Here is a 16,239-nt window from a genome sequence, read left to right as displayed (position 1 = left end):
GGGGTCGTTTCGCGTCGGCGGGTCACGCCGCGCTCGGGTCGCCACGGGCGGGCGTGCCGCCCGCCCTGCCACGCCGAAGCCCGTGCACGCCGGGCACCCGAATGGCGCGGATCTCGGAGGTCTCGCCCGATCCGGACCTGGACGACCTGGAGGTGGCGTGGCGGGGTGCCGCCGCGATCGGGCGGCGTCCCGCGCGCGGCGGTGGCGCTCGGCGCTCGCGCCGGTCGTCACCGGCGGGGCTTGCCGGGTGCCGTCTCAACGGGGGAGCCGCTAGGGGCAGGGGGTGCCGCGAGGCCAGGTCAGGGGGGCCGTGATGCGGTAGTGGCCGGGTTTCGTCGTGCGGAGCGTGGCGAACGCGCCGTCGCGGGTCAGGCAGGCGTCGCCGGAGGCCGCCAGCCAGGGGGACCAGGCGACGCGGAGCGTGGTCGTGCCGGGGGAGGGGACGGTCACCGTGAGGGCGGCGGTGTCCTGGGCCGTGACGCGGGCGGGCGCGGACGCGATCGGGACGGCGTCGCGGACGCGGTACAGGTGCCAGCGGGCGTCGCGGTGGATCTCGGTGAGGTAGGGGAGGCCCCGGGCGATCAGCGCGGCCTCGGCGCGTCCGGCCTTGTCGAGCGGCTGGGCGGGCAGCACCACGAACCCGACCGCCCAGCGGCGCAGCCAGTCCCGGTACGACGCGGCGGTCAGCCGGCCGTCGTAGAACAGCGCGTGCCGGTCGGTGTCGAGCTGACGGTTCCAGCCGCGCGCGAGCGCGTAGTCGCGGGCCAGTCCGGACGCCTCCCAGTGCGAGCGCAGCGGCACGACCTCGACCCGCGACAGCCGCGCGCCGTGCCGGTCGAGCGCGGCGCGCAGCGCGGCCGCCCCGCGCGCGCTCGCGAGCGCCGGGCGCGCGTCGATCTGGTCCTCCAGCGGCTTGACGACCGACCAGCCGCCCGACACCAGCAGCGCCGCGCCGAGCACGGCGACCTGCCACGTCCGCCGCGCCGCCGCCACCGCCGACAGCAGCAGCGCCCCGCCGAACAGCAGCGCCAGCCGCTCCACGTTGCTGCCGACCGGCGACGGCACCGCGTACGTCAGCCCGATCCCCAGCAGGTACACCAGCGCCCCGACGCGCACGGCGACCCAGCTCCGGGGCGCGGCGACCAGCACGGCGGCCGTGCACGCGGCGGCGGGCAGCACCACGCTCCGCAGCGAGATCGGCTGCACCCCCTCGGCGGGGAACAGCAGACTCGTCATCCCCGCGACGAGCGGCAACCCCACCACCAGCGCCGCACCCGTTCCCCGGCCGGGCGACCGGCCGCCCGTGTCGCCGGTGATCAGGAGGGCGACGCCCGCGACCAGGAGGAAGAGGCCCGCTACCGGGCTGGCCAGGGACGCGGTCACGCCGAGCAGCGCGACGAGCGCGACGCGGGCGCGGCGGCCCCGGACGGCTACGGCGGCGTACAGGGCGGCGAGTGCCGCCGTCAGGCCGATTCCGAACGTCACGCGGAACGAGAAGACGTTTCCGCTCAGCGCCACCGCGCCCCACAGGGACGCCGCCAGGGCGGCGGGCGCGCGCAGGCGCACCAGCAGCAGTGCCAGCAGAGCCGCCGACAGCGTCCCGCACGCCACGGCGACGGGCCGGACGCCGCCCCAGGCGAGCAGGTGCGGGCTGAGCAGGCTGTAGGACGCCGGGTGCGCCCCGCCGTACCAGGAGAACGTGTACGCGTGACCGGGACGGTCGGCGGCGAAGCGCGTCCAGAACGTCTGCGCGGCCAGGTCGCGGCCGTCCGGCGACAGCCACAGCGCCCACACCAGGTGCAGGGCGAGCGCGACGAGCGCGGCGAGGGCCACGGTCCGCGCGTCGCGGAGCGGGGAACGTTCGGAAGTCACCAGACCTGCCGGGGTTTCGCACGGACGGGACGCCGCGCCGCGCGGAACCGTCCCCGCCGTCTGGTAGGACGGACGGCGTGACGAGTGACGGCGGGGGGACCGGACTGATCCCGGGCCTGGGGGACATCCCCACGGCCCCGGGAACCCTACCGGCGAAAGCGGCATCCCGGGCCAAGGCCAAGCCCCGCAAGGGCGCGCGGACCCCCGCCGCCGAGCTGCCGGTCGCCCGCGTCGCCGTGGACGTCTCGCTCCCGCACCTGGACCGCCCGTTCGACTATCTCGTCCCGGCCGAACTGGCGGACAAGGCCGTGCCCGGATGCCGGGTGCGCGTCCGCTTCGCCCGCCAGCTCGTCGACGGCTTCGTCCTGGAACGCGTCGCGGAGAGCGCCTTCGACGGCCGCCTGGAGTACCTGGAGCGCGTCACCTCGCCCGAACCCGTCCTCGCCCCGGAGATCGCCGCGCTGGCCCGCGAGGTCGCGGACCGCTACGCGGGCACCCTAGCCGACGTGCTGCGCCTGGCGATCCCGCCCCGGCACGCCCGCGCCGAGGCCGAGGAGCCGCCCGAGGCCGTCCAAGCGCCGGAGGCGCCGGACGATCCCGGCCCGTGGGCGCGGTATCCGGCCGGGCCGTCGTTCCTGACCGCGCTGGCCGAGGGCCGCGCGCCGCGCGCGGTGTGGTCGGCGCTGCCCGGCCCCGACTGGACGGCGGCGCTGGCGCGGGCCGTCGCGGCGGCGCTCGCGGCCGGGCGCGGCGCGCTGCTCGTCATGGCCGACGGCCGCGACGTCGCCCGCGTCGACGCGGCGCTGCGCGCGGAGCTGGGGGAGGGGCGGCACGTCGCGCTGACCGCCGGGCTCGGCCCCACCGAGCGGTACCGGCGCTGGCTCGCCGTCCGTCGCGGCACGGCCCGCGCGGTCGTCGGCACCCGCGCCGCGATGTTCGCGCCCGTCGCCGGGCTCGGCCTGGTCGCCCTGTGGGACGACGGCGACGACGTGCACGCCGAGCCCCACGCCCCCTATCCGCACCCGCGCGAGGTGCTGGCGCTGCGCGCGCACCGCGCCGGGGCCGCCGCGCTGTTCGGCGGCTTCACCCGCACCACCGACGCGGCGCAGCTCGTCGCGTCCGGCTGGGCGCACGCGCTGGCCGCCGACCGGGCGACGGTCCGCGCGGCGATGCCGCGCGTCCGGCCCGCCGGGGAGGAGGGCGAGCTGGCCCGCGACCCGGCGGCCCGCGCCGCCCGGCTCGGTGAGCTGGCGTTCCGCACCGCGCGCGCCGCGCTCAAGGAGGGCCCGGTGCTGGTGCAGGTGCCGCGCCGGGGGTACCTGCCCGCGCTGGCGTGCGCGCGGTGCCGCGAGTTCGCGCGCTGCGGCGGCTGCCAGGGGCCGCTGTCGCTCACGTCGTCGCACGCCGTGCCCGCGTGCCGGTGGTGCGGGCGCATCGCGGGCGACTGGCGCTGCGCCGAGTGCGGCGGCGTCCACGTGCGCGCGGTCGCGGTGGGCGCGCGCCGCACCGCCGAGGAGCTGGGCCGCGCGTTCCCCGGCGTGCCGGTGCGCACGTCCGGACGGGACGCGGTGCTCGGCACGGTCCCCGCCGACGCGGCGCTCGTGGTGTCCACGCCGGGCGCCGAACCCGTCGCGGACGGCGGGTTCGCCGCCGCGCTGCTGCTGGACGGCGCCGCCCTGCTCGGCCGCGCCGACCTGCGCGCAGGTGAGGAGGCGCTGCGCCGGTGGATGAACGCCGCCGCGCTGGTCCGTCCCGGCGGCGCCGTGGTCGTGGCCGCCGACGGCGCGCTGCGCCCCGTGCAGGCGCTCGTCCGCTGGGACGCGGCCACCTACGCCGAACTCGAACTCGACGAGCGCCGCGAGGTCGGCTTCCCGCCCGCCGTCCGGATGGCGTCGCTCACCGCGTCCCCGGCCGCCATCCGCGAACTCCTCGCCGACGCCCGCCTGCCCGACGGCGCCGACGTCCTCGGCCCCGTCCCCATCGACGGCGAGGACACCCGCGAACGCGCGCTCATCCGCGTCCCGCGCCCGGCGGGCCGCGCCCTCGCCGCCGCCCTGCACGCCGCGACGGGCGTCCGCAGCACCCGCAAGGCCACCGAAACGGTCCGCGTCCAGATGGACCCCCTGGAGATGATCTGACCGCTCCGCGGTGCCGCCCTCCCGGGTCTCGGTGTCGGCACACCTCGCGGCGATCCGCCGCGCGGGCGGTGCCGCCCCCGTGCGCACCACGCGCGGGGTGAGCGAGTGGGCGGGATCTGGCTCTTCCGTGGGGTGGGGTGCTCTCGTGCGGGCGGTGGCGGCGCCGTGTGCCGTTCGGGTTCGTTCGGGTCGGTGCACCACGTGCCGGGGTGGGCGGCTGGGTGGGACCTGGCTCTTGCGTGGGCGGGGCGCTCTCGTGCGGGCGGTGGCGGCGCCGTGTGCGGTTCGGGTTCGTTCGGGTCAGTGCATCACGTGCTGGGGTGGGCGGCTGGTGGGATCTGGCTCTTGGGTGGGGTGGGGCGCACTAGGGTCGGTGGGTGGCCGATGACTGGGTGGATGTCGCCGTCGCTGATCTGGGGCGATGGGCGCGGGAGAACAACGCGGGCGTGGACGAGCCGGGGGCTCGGTTGCTCCTGGAGCTGGCGCGCGACGAGCTGGGGCTGCGGGGGCGCGACGCGCTCGACGCCGCCGCGCTGCGGGCGCTGCTGCTGGAGGTGTTCCCCGAGACGGTCGTCGCGGACGCCGACGAGGTGCCCGCCGTCCTCGCGACCGTCCGGGCGCTCGTCTCGTTCCTCGCCGCGACCGGCGCCGCCCACGCCGACGCGCTCGACGCCGAACTGACCGCCCTGGAACCCGAGTTCACCGACGCCGTGGCCGAGACGGCGGCGGCCGAACGCGACGACGCCGCCCAGGTCATCGCCGGGCTGATGGCCGCCGACGGCGTCGACGCCGCCGACACCGCCGCCGCCGAACGCTGGATGGCCGCGTTCGAGGCGCTGCCCGAGGAGGAGCGCTACGCGCGCGTCGACGCCTACCTGCGCGACGCCGAAGACCTGCGCGTCCCGCCCGTCCGGCTCGCGCCGCTCGCGGAGCTGGCCGCCGCCGCCCGCGCGTCCGGCCTCACCCGGCAGGTCGCCGCGCTCGCGGAGTGGGCGGACGGACGCTCCCTCACCGCCGACGACGAACCCGACGCCGACGACGCCCTCGCGGCCGTCGAGGCCGTCGCGCTGCCCACGCCGCGCCGCGCCCCGACCGTCGCGGACCTGGCCGACCTGCCGGAACTGGCCCGGCTGTGGTGGGCCGCCGTGGACGCCGAGATGATCACCGTCGCGGACCGCCGCGCCGCGCCCGGCCCGGCCCTGGCCGCCCTCACCGCCGCCGACGACGAGACCGCCCGCTCCGCGTGGCTGGACGTGTTCGAGGCCGCCGCCGTCCCCGAGCACGACGACGCCGACGGCCTGGACGCGATCGAACTCGTGCAGAACGAGCTGACCGGCGTCCTGCTGCACCTGTACGAGCAGCCCGCCCCGGTCACCGCCGACGACCTGGCGGGCGCGCTCACGGCCCACGTCACCGCCGACTACGACGTCGCGGACCCGCGCGCCCTCGGCCGCGCCGTCACCGACGCGCTCGCCGCCGAACTCGACGACCTGGACGCCTGGGGCGTCGTCGCCCGCGCGGGCGCGACCGTCACGCTGACGCCGCTGGGCGTCTGGGCCGTCCGCGAACTGCTGCTGACCGACGGCTACGACGCCCCCGCCGTCGGTGACCTCGCCGGGGTCTCCGCCGCCGATCTGGTGTCCGGCCTCGCCGGCTACCCCGAGGACGCGTTCGCCGCCGAGGCCGACGGCTGGCTCGCGGGCCGCGCCGTCGACGCCGCCGCCCGCGACCTGCTCGCCGTCATGCGCGGCGGTTCACCCGGCGACCGCGCCGTCGGCGGCGCCGTCCTGCTGCGCGCCGGGGACGCCGCCGAACCCGCCGTCCGCGACGCGGCGGGCACGCCCGCCGTCAAGGCGTTCGCCGCCGGGTGGCTCACCGCGCACGGGCGCGAGGCGTTCACGCTGACGCCGCAGGAGGAGGACTGGGCGTTCGTGGACGGCCTCGCGGGCACCCTGGAGATCGCCGGGCCGGAGGCCACCGGCGACGCGCTCGCCGCCCTCGGCACGGCGCTGCCCGAGGCGGTGTGGCGCTGCGACCACCCCGAGACCGCCGCCGTCCTCACCGCCCTCGGCGCGCACGCCCCGGACCGCGCCGTCGCCAAGGCGGCCCGCACCGCGGCCCACAAGGCGCGGTCGCGCCGTCCGGCTTCGTAGACTGGCTTCCCGCAACCCCGAGCACGACCCCGATCGGAGTCCCCGTTGGCCGTCAAGACGATCCGCCTGTTCGGCGACCCGGTGCTGCGCACCCCCGCCGAGCCGGTCCGGGATTTCGACAAGGAGCTGCGGGGCCTCGTCAAGGACCTCACCGACACCATGATCGACGCGCCGGGCGTCGGGCTGGCCGCGCCGCAGCTCGGCGTCGGCCTGCGCGTCTTCACCTACTACGTGGACGACGTCCTCGGCCACGTCGTGAACCCCTCGCTCGACCTGTCCGACGAGGAGGAGACCGGCGACGAGGGGTGCCTGTCGCTGCCCGGCCTGACGTTCCCGACGCCGCGCTCGGTCGGCGCCGTCGCGCGCGGGTTCAACATGCACGGCGAGCCGATCACCGTGGAGGGCACGCACCTGCTGGCGCGGTGCGTCCAGCACGAGACCGACCACCTCGACGGCATCCTGTTCATCGACCGGATGGACCCCGAGCAGCGCAAGGCCGCGATGCGGGCCGTCCGCGAGGCCGAGTGGGCCGGGGACGCCGCGCCGGTCGTGAAGCAGTCCCCGCACCGCACGTTCGGGAAGGCCCTCTAGTGCGTCTCGTCTTCGCCGGAACGCCCGAGCCCGCCGTGCCCGCGCTGCGGGCGCTGCTGGCGTCCTCGCACGACGTCGTCGGGGTCGTCACGCGTCCCGACGCGCCCGCGGGGCGGGGCCGCCGTCTCACCGCGAGCCCGGTCGGGCAGGTCGCGGCGGAGGCGGGCGTTCCCGTCCTCAAGCCCGCCAAGGCGCGCGACCCCGAGTTCCTGGACGCGCTGCGCGCGCTGGAGCCGGACTGCTGCCCCGTCGTCGCCTACGGGGCGCTGCTGCCCCGGCCCGCGCTGGACGTCCCGCCGCGCGGCTGGGTGAACCTGCACTTCTCGCTGCTGCCCGCGTGGCGCGGCGCCGCGCCCGTCCAGCACGCCATCCTGCACGGCGACGACATGACGGGCGCCGCGACGTTCCAGATCGAGGAGGGCCTGGACACCGGGCCCGTGTTCGGCGTCCTCACCGAGCCGATCGGCCCGGACGACACCGCCGGGACGCTGCTGGAACGGCTCGCCGTCGCGGGGGCGCGGCTGCTGGCCGACACCATGGACGGCATCGAGGCCGGGGTGCTGGAGGCGCGTCCGCAGTCCGCCGAGGGCGTCTCGCTCGCCCCGAAGATCACCGTCGAGGACGCCCGCGTCGACTGGACGGCGCCCGCGCACCGCGTGGACCGGCTCGTGCGGGCCTGCACGCCCGCGCCCGGCGCGTGGACCGAGTTCCGGGGGGCGCGGCTCAAGCTCGGGCCCGTCCGGCCCGCGCCCGACGCCGAACGGCTCGCCCCCGGCGAGCTGCGCGCGGGCAAGAAGGACGTGCTGGTCGGCACCGCCACCCACCCCGTCGTCCTCGGGGAGGTCGGGCCGCAGGGGAAGAAGACGATGCGCGCCGCCGACTGGGCCCGCGGCCTGACCCTCGCCGAGAAGGAAGCGCTGTCCTGATGGCCGCACGCAACGACCACCGCGGCCGGGGCGACCGCAACCGCCGCCCCGGCGGGCCGCGCTCGACCGGCCGCCCGCAGGACCTCGTCCGGCGCACCGCGTTCGACGTCATCCGCGCCGTCGACACCCGCGACGCCTACGCCAACCTGCTGCTGCCCGCGCGGCTGCGCGACCGCGACCTGACCGGCCGCGACGCCGCGCTCGCCACCGAGCTGACCTACGGGACGCTGCGCGGACGCGGCACCTACGACGCGATCCTCGCGCTGTGCAGCGACCGCGAGCTGCGCCGCATCGACGCGCCGCTGCTGGACGTGCTGCGGCTCGGCGCGCACCAGATCCTCGCCACCCGCATCCCGCCGCACGCCGCCGTCGGCACCGCCGTCGACCTGGCCCGGTCGGTGGCCGGGCCGGGGCAGTCCAAGTTCGCCAACGCGGTGCTGCGCAAGGTCGCCGGACGCGACCTCGCGGCGTGGCTGGAGATCGTCGCGCCCGCCTCGGCCGACGCCACCACGCGGCTGTCGGTCGCCTACAGCCACCCGAAGTGGATCGTGTCGGCGCTGCGCGACGCGCTCGGCCCCGCCCGCGACGAGATCGACGACCTGCTCGCGGCCGACAACGCGCGGCCCCGCGTCACGCTGGTGGCGCGGCCGGGCCGCGCGACCGTCGCGGAGCTGGCCGAGGCGGGCGCCGAGCCCGCGCCGTACTCGCCGTACGCGGCGGTGCTGCCCGAGGGCGACCCGGCGGCCGTGCCCGCCGTCCGCGACGGCCGCGCCGCCGTCCAGGACGAGGCCAGCCAGCTCGTCGCCGCCGCGCTCGTCGCCGCCCCGCTGGACGGGCCGGACGCCCGCTGGCTCGACGTGTGCGCCGGGCCGGGCGGCAAGGCCGGGCTGCTGGCGGCGCTCGTCGCGGAACGCGGCGGCCGGCTGCTCGGCGCCGACCTCCAGCCGCACCGCGCCGGGCTCGTCCGCCGCGCCGTGACCCCCGACACGGGCGTCGTCGTCGCGGACGGCACCCGTCCGGCGTGGCGTCCGGGCGCGTTCGACCGCGTCATGCTGGACGCGCCCTGCACCGGCCTCGGCGCGCTGCGCCGCCGTCCCGAGGCCCGCTGGCGGCGCGGCCCCGCGTCGGTCGCGGAACTCGCCCCGACCCAGCGCGGCCTGCTCACCGCCGCGCTCGACGCCGTCCGCCCCGGCGGCGTCCTCGCCTACGTGACGTGCTCGCCGCACCTGGCCGAGACCCGCGTCATCGTGGACGACGTGCTGAAGGGCCGCGACGACGTGGAACGCCTCGACGCCCCCGCCGTCCTGCGCGCCGTCGCCCCGGCCCTCACCGACGTCGGAGACGGCCCCTACGCACAGTTCTGGCCGCACCGCCACGGCACCGACGCGATGTTCCTGGCCATGCTCCGCCGCCGCACCTGATACGCGCGCGGGTGTTCTGATCTTGTCGAGCCCGGTCGTGCCGGGGCCGGGCGCATCCTTTACGTGTCGATCGGGGCTGATCGGGCACCCCGCTGACTAGCGTCGGAGGGTCCGGCGGGTCGAGCGTGGGGGAGGGACGTGCTGACCGGGTTCATGCACGCCGTTTCGGCGGTGGGATCGGCGGGGTTCCTGCTGCCGGTGATGGCGGTGGTGTACTGGTCCGTCTGCGCGCGGGCGGGGGCGCGGGGCGCGCTGCTGCTCGGCGGCAGCATGGTCGTCAACGGTGCGCTGAAGCTGCTGTTCCACGACCCGCGGCCCTACTGGACCGACCCCTCGATCCCGGGACGACAGCCGCTCGAATCGTTCGGGATGCCGTCCGGGCACGCGCAGAACTCGGCGGTCGGCTGGGGCTACCTGGCGTCGCTCGGCCGCCGCCGGTGGATCTGGGCGGGGGCCGCGCCGCTCGTCGTGCTGATCGGTGTGTCGCGGGTCCAGCTCGGGGCGCACTCGCCCGGCCAGGTCCTCGCGGGTCTCGCCGTGGGCGTCGTGCTGCTCGCCGCCGCGCTGCGCGCCGAACCGTACGTCGTGCCGTGGTGGACGCGGCAGCGCAGGGCCGCCCAGGTCGGGCTGTCGCTCGCCGTCTCCCTCACCGGCCTCGCGGCGACGTGGGCCGCGCTGCGCACGCTCGACGGCTGGATGTGGCCCGCCACCTGGCGGCACGAGATCCTCGCGGCGGGCGGCAACGCCGAGCCGGTGACGCTGGAGGACGGCGCCGCCGCCGCCGGGACGCTGTTCGGCCTCCTCGCGGGCCTCTCGCTGATCCAGGGCCGGTTCGCCGTCGCCGGGACGGCCTGGCAGCGCGCCGCGCGCGTCCCCGTGGGCGGCGCCGGGGCGCTCATCGTCTACACGGTCGGGCTGTTCCTCGGCACGCAGCCCTTCCAGACGTTCGTCGTGCAGGCCCTCATCGGCCTGTGGATCGCGGCCGGGGCGCCCGAGGCGTTCGTGCGGCTCGGGCTGGCCGGGCGTCCCACCCCCGTTCTCACCCGGCCGGGTGAGGAGCGCGAGCCCGTCCGGCCCTAGGCTGGGACGCATCATGGCTCCGCAGATCTCACCCAGCATCCTGTCCGCCGACTTCGCGCACCTGGCCGACGACGTCGCCCGCATCGCCGACGCCGCCGACTGGGTCCACGTCGACGTGATGGACAACCACTTCGTCCCGAACCTCACCCTCGGCCTGCCGATCGTGGAGGCGCTGCTCAAGACCAGCGCCCTCCCGCTCGACTGCCACCTCATGATCGAGGACCCGGACCGGTGGGCCCCCCAGTACGCCGAGGCGGGCGCCAAGAGCGTCACCATCCACGCCGAGGCCGCCAAGGCGCCCGTCCGCACGCTGCGCGCCATCCGGGCCGCCGGGGCGCGCGCGTCGCTCGGCATCAACCCCGGCACCGCCGTCGAGACCTACGCCGACCTGCTCGGCGAGGTCGACATGCTGCTGCTCATGACGGTCGAGCCCGGCTTCGGCGGGCAGAAGTTCCTCGACATGGTGCTGCCGAAGGTCCGCCGCGCCCGCGCCCTCATCCGCGACCGCGACCTGCCCGTCTGGCTCCAGGTCGACGGCGGCGTCAGCGCCGAGACGATCGAGCGCTGCGCCGAGGCGGGCGCGGACGTGTTCGTCGCGGGCAGCGCCGTCTACGGCGCCGACGACCCGGCCGAGGCGGCGCGCCGCCTGCGCGAGCAGGCCGTGAAGGCGACCGAGGCGGCGTCCTGGTCGTGACGCCGGGGGTGACGCTGGAGTGCGCGGCCGTCCTGTTCGACACCGACGGCACCCTCGTCGACTCCACGGAAATCGTGGAGTCGGCGGCCCGCGTCTGGGCGGCCGAGTACGGCGTGGACGCCGACGCCTACCTGGCGACCGCGCACGGCCGCCGCACGAGCGACAGCATCGCCGAGGTCCTTCCGGCCGAGCGGGTCCGGGAGGCGACCGAGCGCCTGGACGCGCTGGAGGCCGCCCGCGCCGACGCCGTCCGCGCCCTGCCCGGCGCCGTGGACCTCCTCACCGCGCTCGGCGGCGGCCCGCTCCCGTGGGCGATCGTCACGTCGATGGACCGCGCCCAGTTCGCCGCGCGGACGCGGGCGGCGGGCGTGCCGGTGCCGGAGGTGGTCGTGACGGCGCAGGACGTGGAACGCGGCAAGCCCGACCCGTCCGGCTACCTGCGCGCGGCGCGGGCGCTGGGCGTGGACGCGGCGCGGTGCGTCGTCGTGGAGGACGCCCCCGCCGGGATCGCGGCGGGCCGCCGCGCGGGCGCGTACGTGCTGGCCGTGGCGACGAGCCATCCCGCCGCCGAGCTGGGCGGGGCCGATCTGGTCGTGCCGGATCTGACGTCGGTCCGGGCGGTGCCCGGCGGCCTGCGGGTGACCGACCCCCCAAGGTAAACCAAGCAGTTGCTTGGGCGAAAGTCCCGGAAGGGCGTGGGAAATCCCACATGGGCCGGGGAATGCCCGCCGTGGCACACTGGTTGGCAAGCAGTGAAACGCATGCTCCGGGGTCGGTGTAATTCCGAACCGGCGGTGACAGTCCGCGACCCGGCCGAAGCCTTCGGCCGGTTGAACCGGTGGAATTCCGGTACCGACGGTGAAAGTCCGGATGGGAGGCAGCGTGCGAGTCACCCCTGTCCAGGGGTGGCGTGTCTTCGTCGTGTGCACCCCGGAGCCTTGTCCAGACAGACCTGGAGGCCCGGGAGATGTTCACCGGCATCGTCGAGGAACTCGGCGACATCGTCGCGGTCGAGCCGCTGGCCGATTCGGCGCGGCTCACCATCCGCGGACCGCTCGTCACACAGGACGCCGTGCACGGCGCGTCCATCGCCGTCAACGGCGTCTGCCTCACCGTCGTGGAGACCTCCGGCGGCGCGTTCACCGCCGACGTGATGCGCGAGACCCTGGAGCGCTCCTCGCTCGGCGCGCTCACCCCCGGCGCCCGCGTCAACCTCGAACGGCCCGTCCGGCTGTCCGACCGGCTCGGCGGCCACCTCGTCCAGGGCCACGTGGACGGCGTCGGCGCGCTGCTCTCCCGCGAACCCGGCGAACGCTGGGACCTCGTCACGATCTCGCTCCCCGCCGGCCTCGCCCGCTACGTCGTCGACAAGGGCTCGATCACGGTGGACGGCATCAGCCTCACCGTCGTGGAGGCCGGTGACGACCGGTTCAGCGTCTCGCTCATCCCCACCACCCTCGACCTCACCACCCTCGGCCACAAGCGGCCCGGCGACCCGGTCAACCTGGAGGTCGACGTCGTGGCCAAGTACGTCGAGCGCATGATCGGGGCGCGGGCATGAACTGGATCGACGCCTCGTTCACGGCCTTCGGGCAGGACGTGCTCTGGACCGACCTCGTCGGCAACGCGCTGTCGCTGGCCGTCGTCTGGCTCGCGCTGCGCAAGACCCTGTGGACCTGGCCCGTCCAGCTCACCGGCGCGCTGCTGCTGCTCGCCGCGTCCCTGCACGCCGCCGCCCCGGGCAACGCGCTCAAGCAGGTGCTGTTCATGGGCCTGGCCGTCTACGGCTGGACGACGTGGTCGCGCGGGCGCCGCTCCGACCAGGGCATCGTCGTCCGGCAGGGCACCTGGCGCGAACGCGCCGTGCTGCTGGCCGCGCTCGGCGGCGGCACCGTGCTCGTCGCGCAGCTCTTCACCCACCTGAGCTGGCTCCAGATCGCCTGGTCGCCGTGGGCGAACGCGTACATCTTCGTCGGCAGCGCGGTCGCGACGTTCGCGCAGAGCCGCGCCCTGGTCGACTTCTGGCTGATCTGGGTCCTGGTGGACCTCGTCGGCGTCCCGCTCGCCCTGAAGTCCGGGCTGTGGGTGTCGGCGGCCGTCTACGGGATCTTCTTCGTCATGGTGCTCGCCGGGTTCCGGACCTGGCTGCGCGAGGCACGCGGACGCGAACGCGCCCGCGCACATTCCGAGAACGACAAGGCGGTGACCGCATGAGCGGCGACGGCACGCACGCGACCACGGACGGCATCTTCGACCCCATCGAGGAGGCGGTCGCCGACATCGCGGCCGGGCGGCCCGTCGTCGTCGTGGACGACGAGGACCGCGAGAACGAGGGCGACATCATCTTCGCCGCGTCGCTCGCCACGCCCGAGCTGCTGGCGTTCACCGTCCGGTACACCAGCGGCGTCATCTGCGTCCCGATGACCGGCGCCGACCTGGACCGGCTCCAGATCCCGCTGATGGTCTCGCAGAACGCCGAGCGGATGCGCACCGCCTACACGGTCAGCGTGGACGCCGCCGAGGGCGTCAGCACCGGCATCTCCGCCGCCGACCGCGCGCACACGATCCGGCTGCTGGCCGAGCCCGCCACCACCGCCGGGGCGTTCGTCCGGCCCGGCCACATCTTCCCGCTGCGCTACCGCGAGGGCGGCGTCCTGGCCCGGCGCGGCCACACCGAGGCCGCCGTCGACCTGGCCGTCCTGGCCGGGCTCGCGCCCGCCGGGGTGCTCGCGGAGGTCGTCAACGACGACGGCACGATGGCGCGGCTCCCCGAACTCCAGGTGTTCGCCAAGGAGCACGGCCTCAAGCTGATCTCCGTCGAGCAGCTCGCCGCGTACCGGCGGCACACCGAGACGACCGTGACCCGGGTCGTCGAGACGCGGCTGCCCAACCGGTACGGGGACTGGACGGCCGTCGGGTTCTCCAGCGAGGTCGACGGCGGCGAGCACGTCGCGCTCGTCCTCGGTGACCTGGGCGACGGCGCCGACGTGCTCGTGCGCGTCCACTCCGAATGCCTCACCGGCGACGTGCTGCACTCGCAGCGCTGCGACTGCGGCGCCCAGCTCGACGCCGCCATGGAACGCGTCGCGGCCGAGGGCCGGGGCGTCATCCTCTACCTGCGCGGCCACGAGGGCCGGGGGATCGGGCTGCTGGCCAAGCTGCGCGCCTACGCCCTCCAGGACGAGGGCGCCGACACCGTCGACGCCAACCTCGAACTCGGGCTGCCCGCCGACGCGCGCGAGTACTCCAACGCCGCGCACATGCTGCGCGACCTCGGCGTCACGTCCGTCCGCGTGCTGACCAACAACCCGGCCAAGCTCGACGGGCTGGACGGGTTCGGGCTGGACGTCCTCGGCCGCGAGGCGATGCCGGTCGCGGTCACCGAGCACAACCTGCGGTACCTGACCGTCAAGCGCGACCGGCTCGGGCACCGCATCGAGAACCTGGAAGGGACGCGGGCATGAGCGGCGCCGGACGGCCGGAGGACTCCGTCGTGGACGCGGCCGGGCTGACGCTCGGCATCGTCGCGACGCGCTGGCACGGGCAGATCACCGACCGGCTGCTGGAGCGGGCCTGCGACGCCGCGAAGGCGTGCGGGATCGACGCGCCGGTCGTCGTGCGGGTCGCGGGGGCGCTGGAGATCCCCGTCATCGCGCAGCAGATGGCGCGCGAGATGGACGCCGTCGTCTGCCTCGGCGCGGTCATCCGGGGCGCGACGGCGCATTTCGACTACGTGTGCGACTCGGTGACCGCCGGTGTGACCCGCGTCGCGCTGGACGAGGCGACTCCGGTGGGCAACGGGGTCCTCACATGTGACACCATTGAGCAGGCACTCGACCGTGCCGGGCTGCCGGGCAGCCATGAGGACAAGGGATGGGAGGCGACGGTGGCCGCACTCGACACGGCACTGACCCTGCGAGGGCTGCGGCATCACGGTCACGCCGGGCACGGCGCGGAGCATCTGGGCTCCTGAACGTCCCCGGTCAGTCACCGTAAGCACCGTCCAACCGAAAGGCTCCATCCGTGCTGTCGCTCGTCCTGCCCAAGGGTTCGCTGGAGAAGGCGACGCTGTCGCTGTTCGACGCCGCCGACCTGACCGTTCAGCGCACCTCCGACCGCGACTACCGCGCCTCCATCGACGACCCGCGCATCGAGCGCGTCCGCGTCCTGCGCCCGCAGGAGATCCCGACCTACCTCGAACAGGGACTGTTCGACCTCGGCATCACCGGCCGCGACTGGATCACCGAGACCGACTCCGACGTCGTCAGCCTCGGTGAGCTGAAGTACTCCAAGGCCACGTCGAACCCGGTCCGCGTCATCATGGCGGTGCCGAACGACGCGCCGTGGCAGTCGGTGTCCGACCTGCCCGAGGGCGTGCGGATCTCCACCGAGTTCCCCGCGATGACCGAGCGCTTCCTGGAGAAGCACGGCGTCAAGGCGAACGTCGTCCCGTCCTACGGCGCGACCGAGGCCAAGGTCCCCGACATCGTGGACGCCATCGTCGACCTCACCGAGACCGGCTCGTCGCTGCGCAAGAACGGCCTGCGCATCCTCGACACGCTGCTCACCAGCTACACCGAGCTGGTCGCCAACCGCGCCGCCTACGAGGACGCCGCGAAGCGCGCCGCCATGGAGGACGTCGCGCTGCTGCTCCAGGGCGCGATCCGGGCGCGCGGCAACGTGCTGCTCAAGCTGAACGTCGAGCGGGAGAACCTGGCGGCGGTGCTGGAGATCATGCCGTCGATGTCGTCCCCGACGGTGACCTCGCTGGCGGGCGGGGAGAGCAACGCGGTCGAGAGCGTCGTCGCCAAGCGCGGCGTCAACACGCTGATCCCGGCGCTGAAGTCCGCCGGTGCCCACGACATCCTCGAAATCCCCATCTCCAAGATCGTTGACTGACGTTCCCGGCCTGCCGGCCGTGTGGCGCCCCCGCACGACCCGCGTCGTCGCCTACGCCACGGCGGGCGCGATCATCGTCCTGATGATCGTGCTCGCCGTGGTGCTGGCACCCGCCTTCCAGCTCGCGGACCGGCTGCTGATGATCGCGCTCGGCCTGTTCCTCGCCTGGATTCTGCACATGCTCGGCCGCTGCCGGGTGGAGGCCCGCGACGACGGCCTCACGATCGTCAACGCCTTCCGGACCCGCCGCCTGACCTGGCCCGAGGTCGTGGACGCCACCATGAACCCCGGCGACCCCTGGCCCACCCTCGACCTCACCGACGGCACCACCGTCTCCGCCATGGGCATCAACGGCTCCGAACGCACCCGCGCCACCACCCAGTTCGCGGAACTGCACGCCCTCGTCCGCGCACGCAGCGCCGCACCCGGCCCCGGCTGAACCACCCGGACGGGACGTGGCCACCC

Annotated in this window: 15 protein-coding genes and 1 riboswitch; of the genes, 14 read left to right on the top strand and 1 reads right to left on the bottom strand. The window is 75.8% G+C overall.

Features of this window, described 5'->3' with window-relative positions; genetic code table 11:
- Window positions 1–270 precede the first annotated feature (270 nt).
- Window positions 271–1,872 carry a hypothetical protein gene (locus C229_RS0122330; RefSeq protein WP_018657336.1) on the bottom strand — a complete coding sequence of 534 codons (1,602 nt, stop codon included), beginning with the start codon at window positions 1,870–1,872 and terminating at the stop codon, window positions 271–273.
- Window positions 1,873–1,949: 77 nt separating this feature from the next.
- Between C229_RS0122330 and C229_RS0122325 the strand changes: the two genes are divergently transcribed.
- The 14 genes from C229_RS0122325 to C229_RS0122255 all read left to right on the top strand — a co-directional run bounded on the left by C229_RS0122325 (window position 1,950) and on the right by C229_RS0122255 (window position 16,213).
- The gene (locus tag C229_RS0122325) at window positions 1,950–4,010 is read left to right on the top strand and encodes a primosomal protein N' (RefSeq protein WP_018657335.1); all 2,061 of its coding nucleotides are present in this window, start codon (window positions 1,950–1,952) and stop codon (window positions 4,008–4,010) included.
- Between the two features lie 377 nt (window positions 4,011–4,387).
- The gene (locus C229_RS0122315; protein WP_155884976.1) at window positions 4,388–6,163 is read left to right on the top strand and encodes a hypothetical protein; all 1,776 of its coding nucleotides are present in this window, start codon (window positions 4,388–4,390) and stop codon (window positions 6,161–6,163) included.
- Window positions 6,164–6,208: 45 nt separating this feature from the next.
- Window positions 6,209–6,754, top strand: coding sequence for a peptide deformylase (def, locus tag C229_RS0122310; protein WP_018657333.1), 546 nt, complete (start codon window positions 6,209–6,211; stop codon window positions 6,752–6,754).
- A complete protein-coding gene (gene fmt / locus C229_RS0122305) occupies window positions 6,754–7,680 on the top strand; it encodes a methionyl-tRNA formyltransferase (protein ID WP_018657332.1) in 927 nt (308 codons plus the stop codon). Before def ends, fmt begins: the two co-directional genes overlap by 1 nt.
- On the top strand, window positions 7,680–9,101 hold the full coding sequence (locus C229_RS0122300; RefSeq protein ID WP_018657331.1) for an RsmB/NOP family class I SAM-dependent RNA methyltransferase: 1,422 nt from the start codon (window positions 7,680–7,682) through the stop codon (window positions 9,099–9,101). The genes fmt and C229_RS0122300 overlap by 1 nt, the downstream gene beginning before the upstream one ends.
- Window positions 9,102–9,239: 138 nt before the next feature.
- Entirely contained in the window at window positions 9,240–10,181 is a 942-nt protein-coding gene (locus tag C229_RS31430) for a phosphatase PAP2 family protein (RefSeq protein ID WP_018657330.1), read from the top strand.
- Window positions 10,182–10,194: 13 nt separating this feature from the next.
- Window positions 10,195–10,875 carry a ribulose-phosphate 3-epimerase gene (gene rpe / locus C229_RS0122290; protein ID WP_018657329.1) on the top strand — a complete coding sequence of 227 codons (681 nt, stop codon included), beginning with the start codon at window positions 10,195–10,197 and terminating at the stop codon, window positions 10,873–10,875.
- Complete coding sequence (locus C229_RS0122285) at window positions 10,872–11,534, top strand: HAD-IA family hydrolase (RefSeq protein WP_240487367.1); 663 nt, start codon at window positions 10,872–10,874, stop codon at window positions 11,532–11,534. Before rpe ends, C229_RS0122285 begins: the two co-directional genes overlap by 4 nt.
- A 98-nt stretch (window positions 11,535–11,632) precedes the next feature.
- Window positions 11,633–11,763: riboswitch (FMN riboswitch) on the top strand.
- Window positions 11,764–11,842: 79 nt separating this feature from the next.
- Entirely contained in the window at window positions 11,843–12,436 is a 594-nt protein-coding gene (locus C229_RS0122280; protein ID WP_018657327.1) for a riboflavin synthase, read from the top strand.
- The gene (locus tag C229_RS0122275; protein WP_018657326.1) at window positions 12,433–13,089 is read left to right on the top strand and encodes a nicotinamide mononucleotide transporter family protein; all 657 of its coding nucleotides are present in this window, start codon (window positions 12,433–12,435) and stop codon (window positions 13,087–13,089) included. The genes C229_RS0122280 and C229_RS0122275 overlap by 4 nt, the downstream gene beginning before the upstream one ends.
- The gene (locus tag C229_RS0122270) at window positions 13,086–14,339 is read left to right on the top strand and encodes a bifunctional 3,4-dihydroxy-2-butanone-4-phosphate synthase/GTP cyclohydrolase II (protein WP_018657325.1); all 1,254 of its coding nucleotides are present in this window, start codon (window positions 13,086–13,088) and stop codon (window positions 14,337–14,339) included. Before C229_RS0122275 ends, C229_RS0122270 begins: the two co-directional genes overlap by 4 nt.
- A complete protein-coding gene (gene ribH, locus C229_RS0122265) occupies window positions 14,336–14,848 on the top strand; it encodes a 6,7-dimethyl-8-ribityllumazine synthase (protein ID WP_018657324.1) in 513 nt (170 codons plus the stop codon). The genes C229_RS0122270 and ribH overlap by 4 nt, the downstream gene beginning before the upstream one ends.
- A 50-nt stretch (window positions 14,849–14,898) precedes the next feature.
- Complete coding sequence (gene hisG, locus C229_RS0122260; RefSeq protein ID WP_018657323.1) at window positions 14,899–15,774, top strand: ATP phosphoribosyltransferase; 876 nt, start codon at window positions 14,899–14,901, stop codon at window positions 15,772–15,774.
- On the top strand, window positions 15,767–16,213 hold the full coding sequence (locus C229_RS0122255; RefSeq protein WP_033424644.1) for a PH domain-containing protein: 447 nt from the start codon (window positions 15,767–15,769) through the stop codon (window positions 16,211–16,213). The genes hisG and C229_RS0122255 overlap by 8 nt, the downstream gene beginning before the upstream one ends.
- Window positions 16,214–16,239 lie beyond the last annotated feature (26 nt).

The organism is Actinomadura flavalba DSM 45200, from assembly GCF_000374305.1.
In the GTDB taxonomy this organism is placed as follows: domain Bacteria; phylum Actinomycetota; class Actinomycetes; order Streptosporangiales; family Streptosporangiaceae; genus Spirillospora; species Spirillospora flavalba.
The sequence above is the reverse complement of the archived record's forward strand: the minus strand, read 5'-3'. Positions and strand labels throughout refer to the sequence as shown.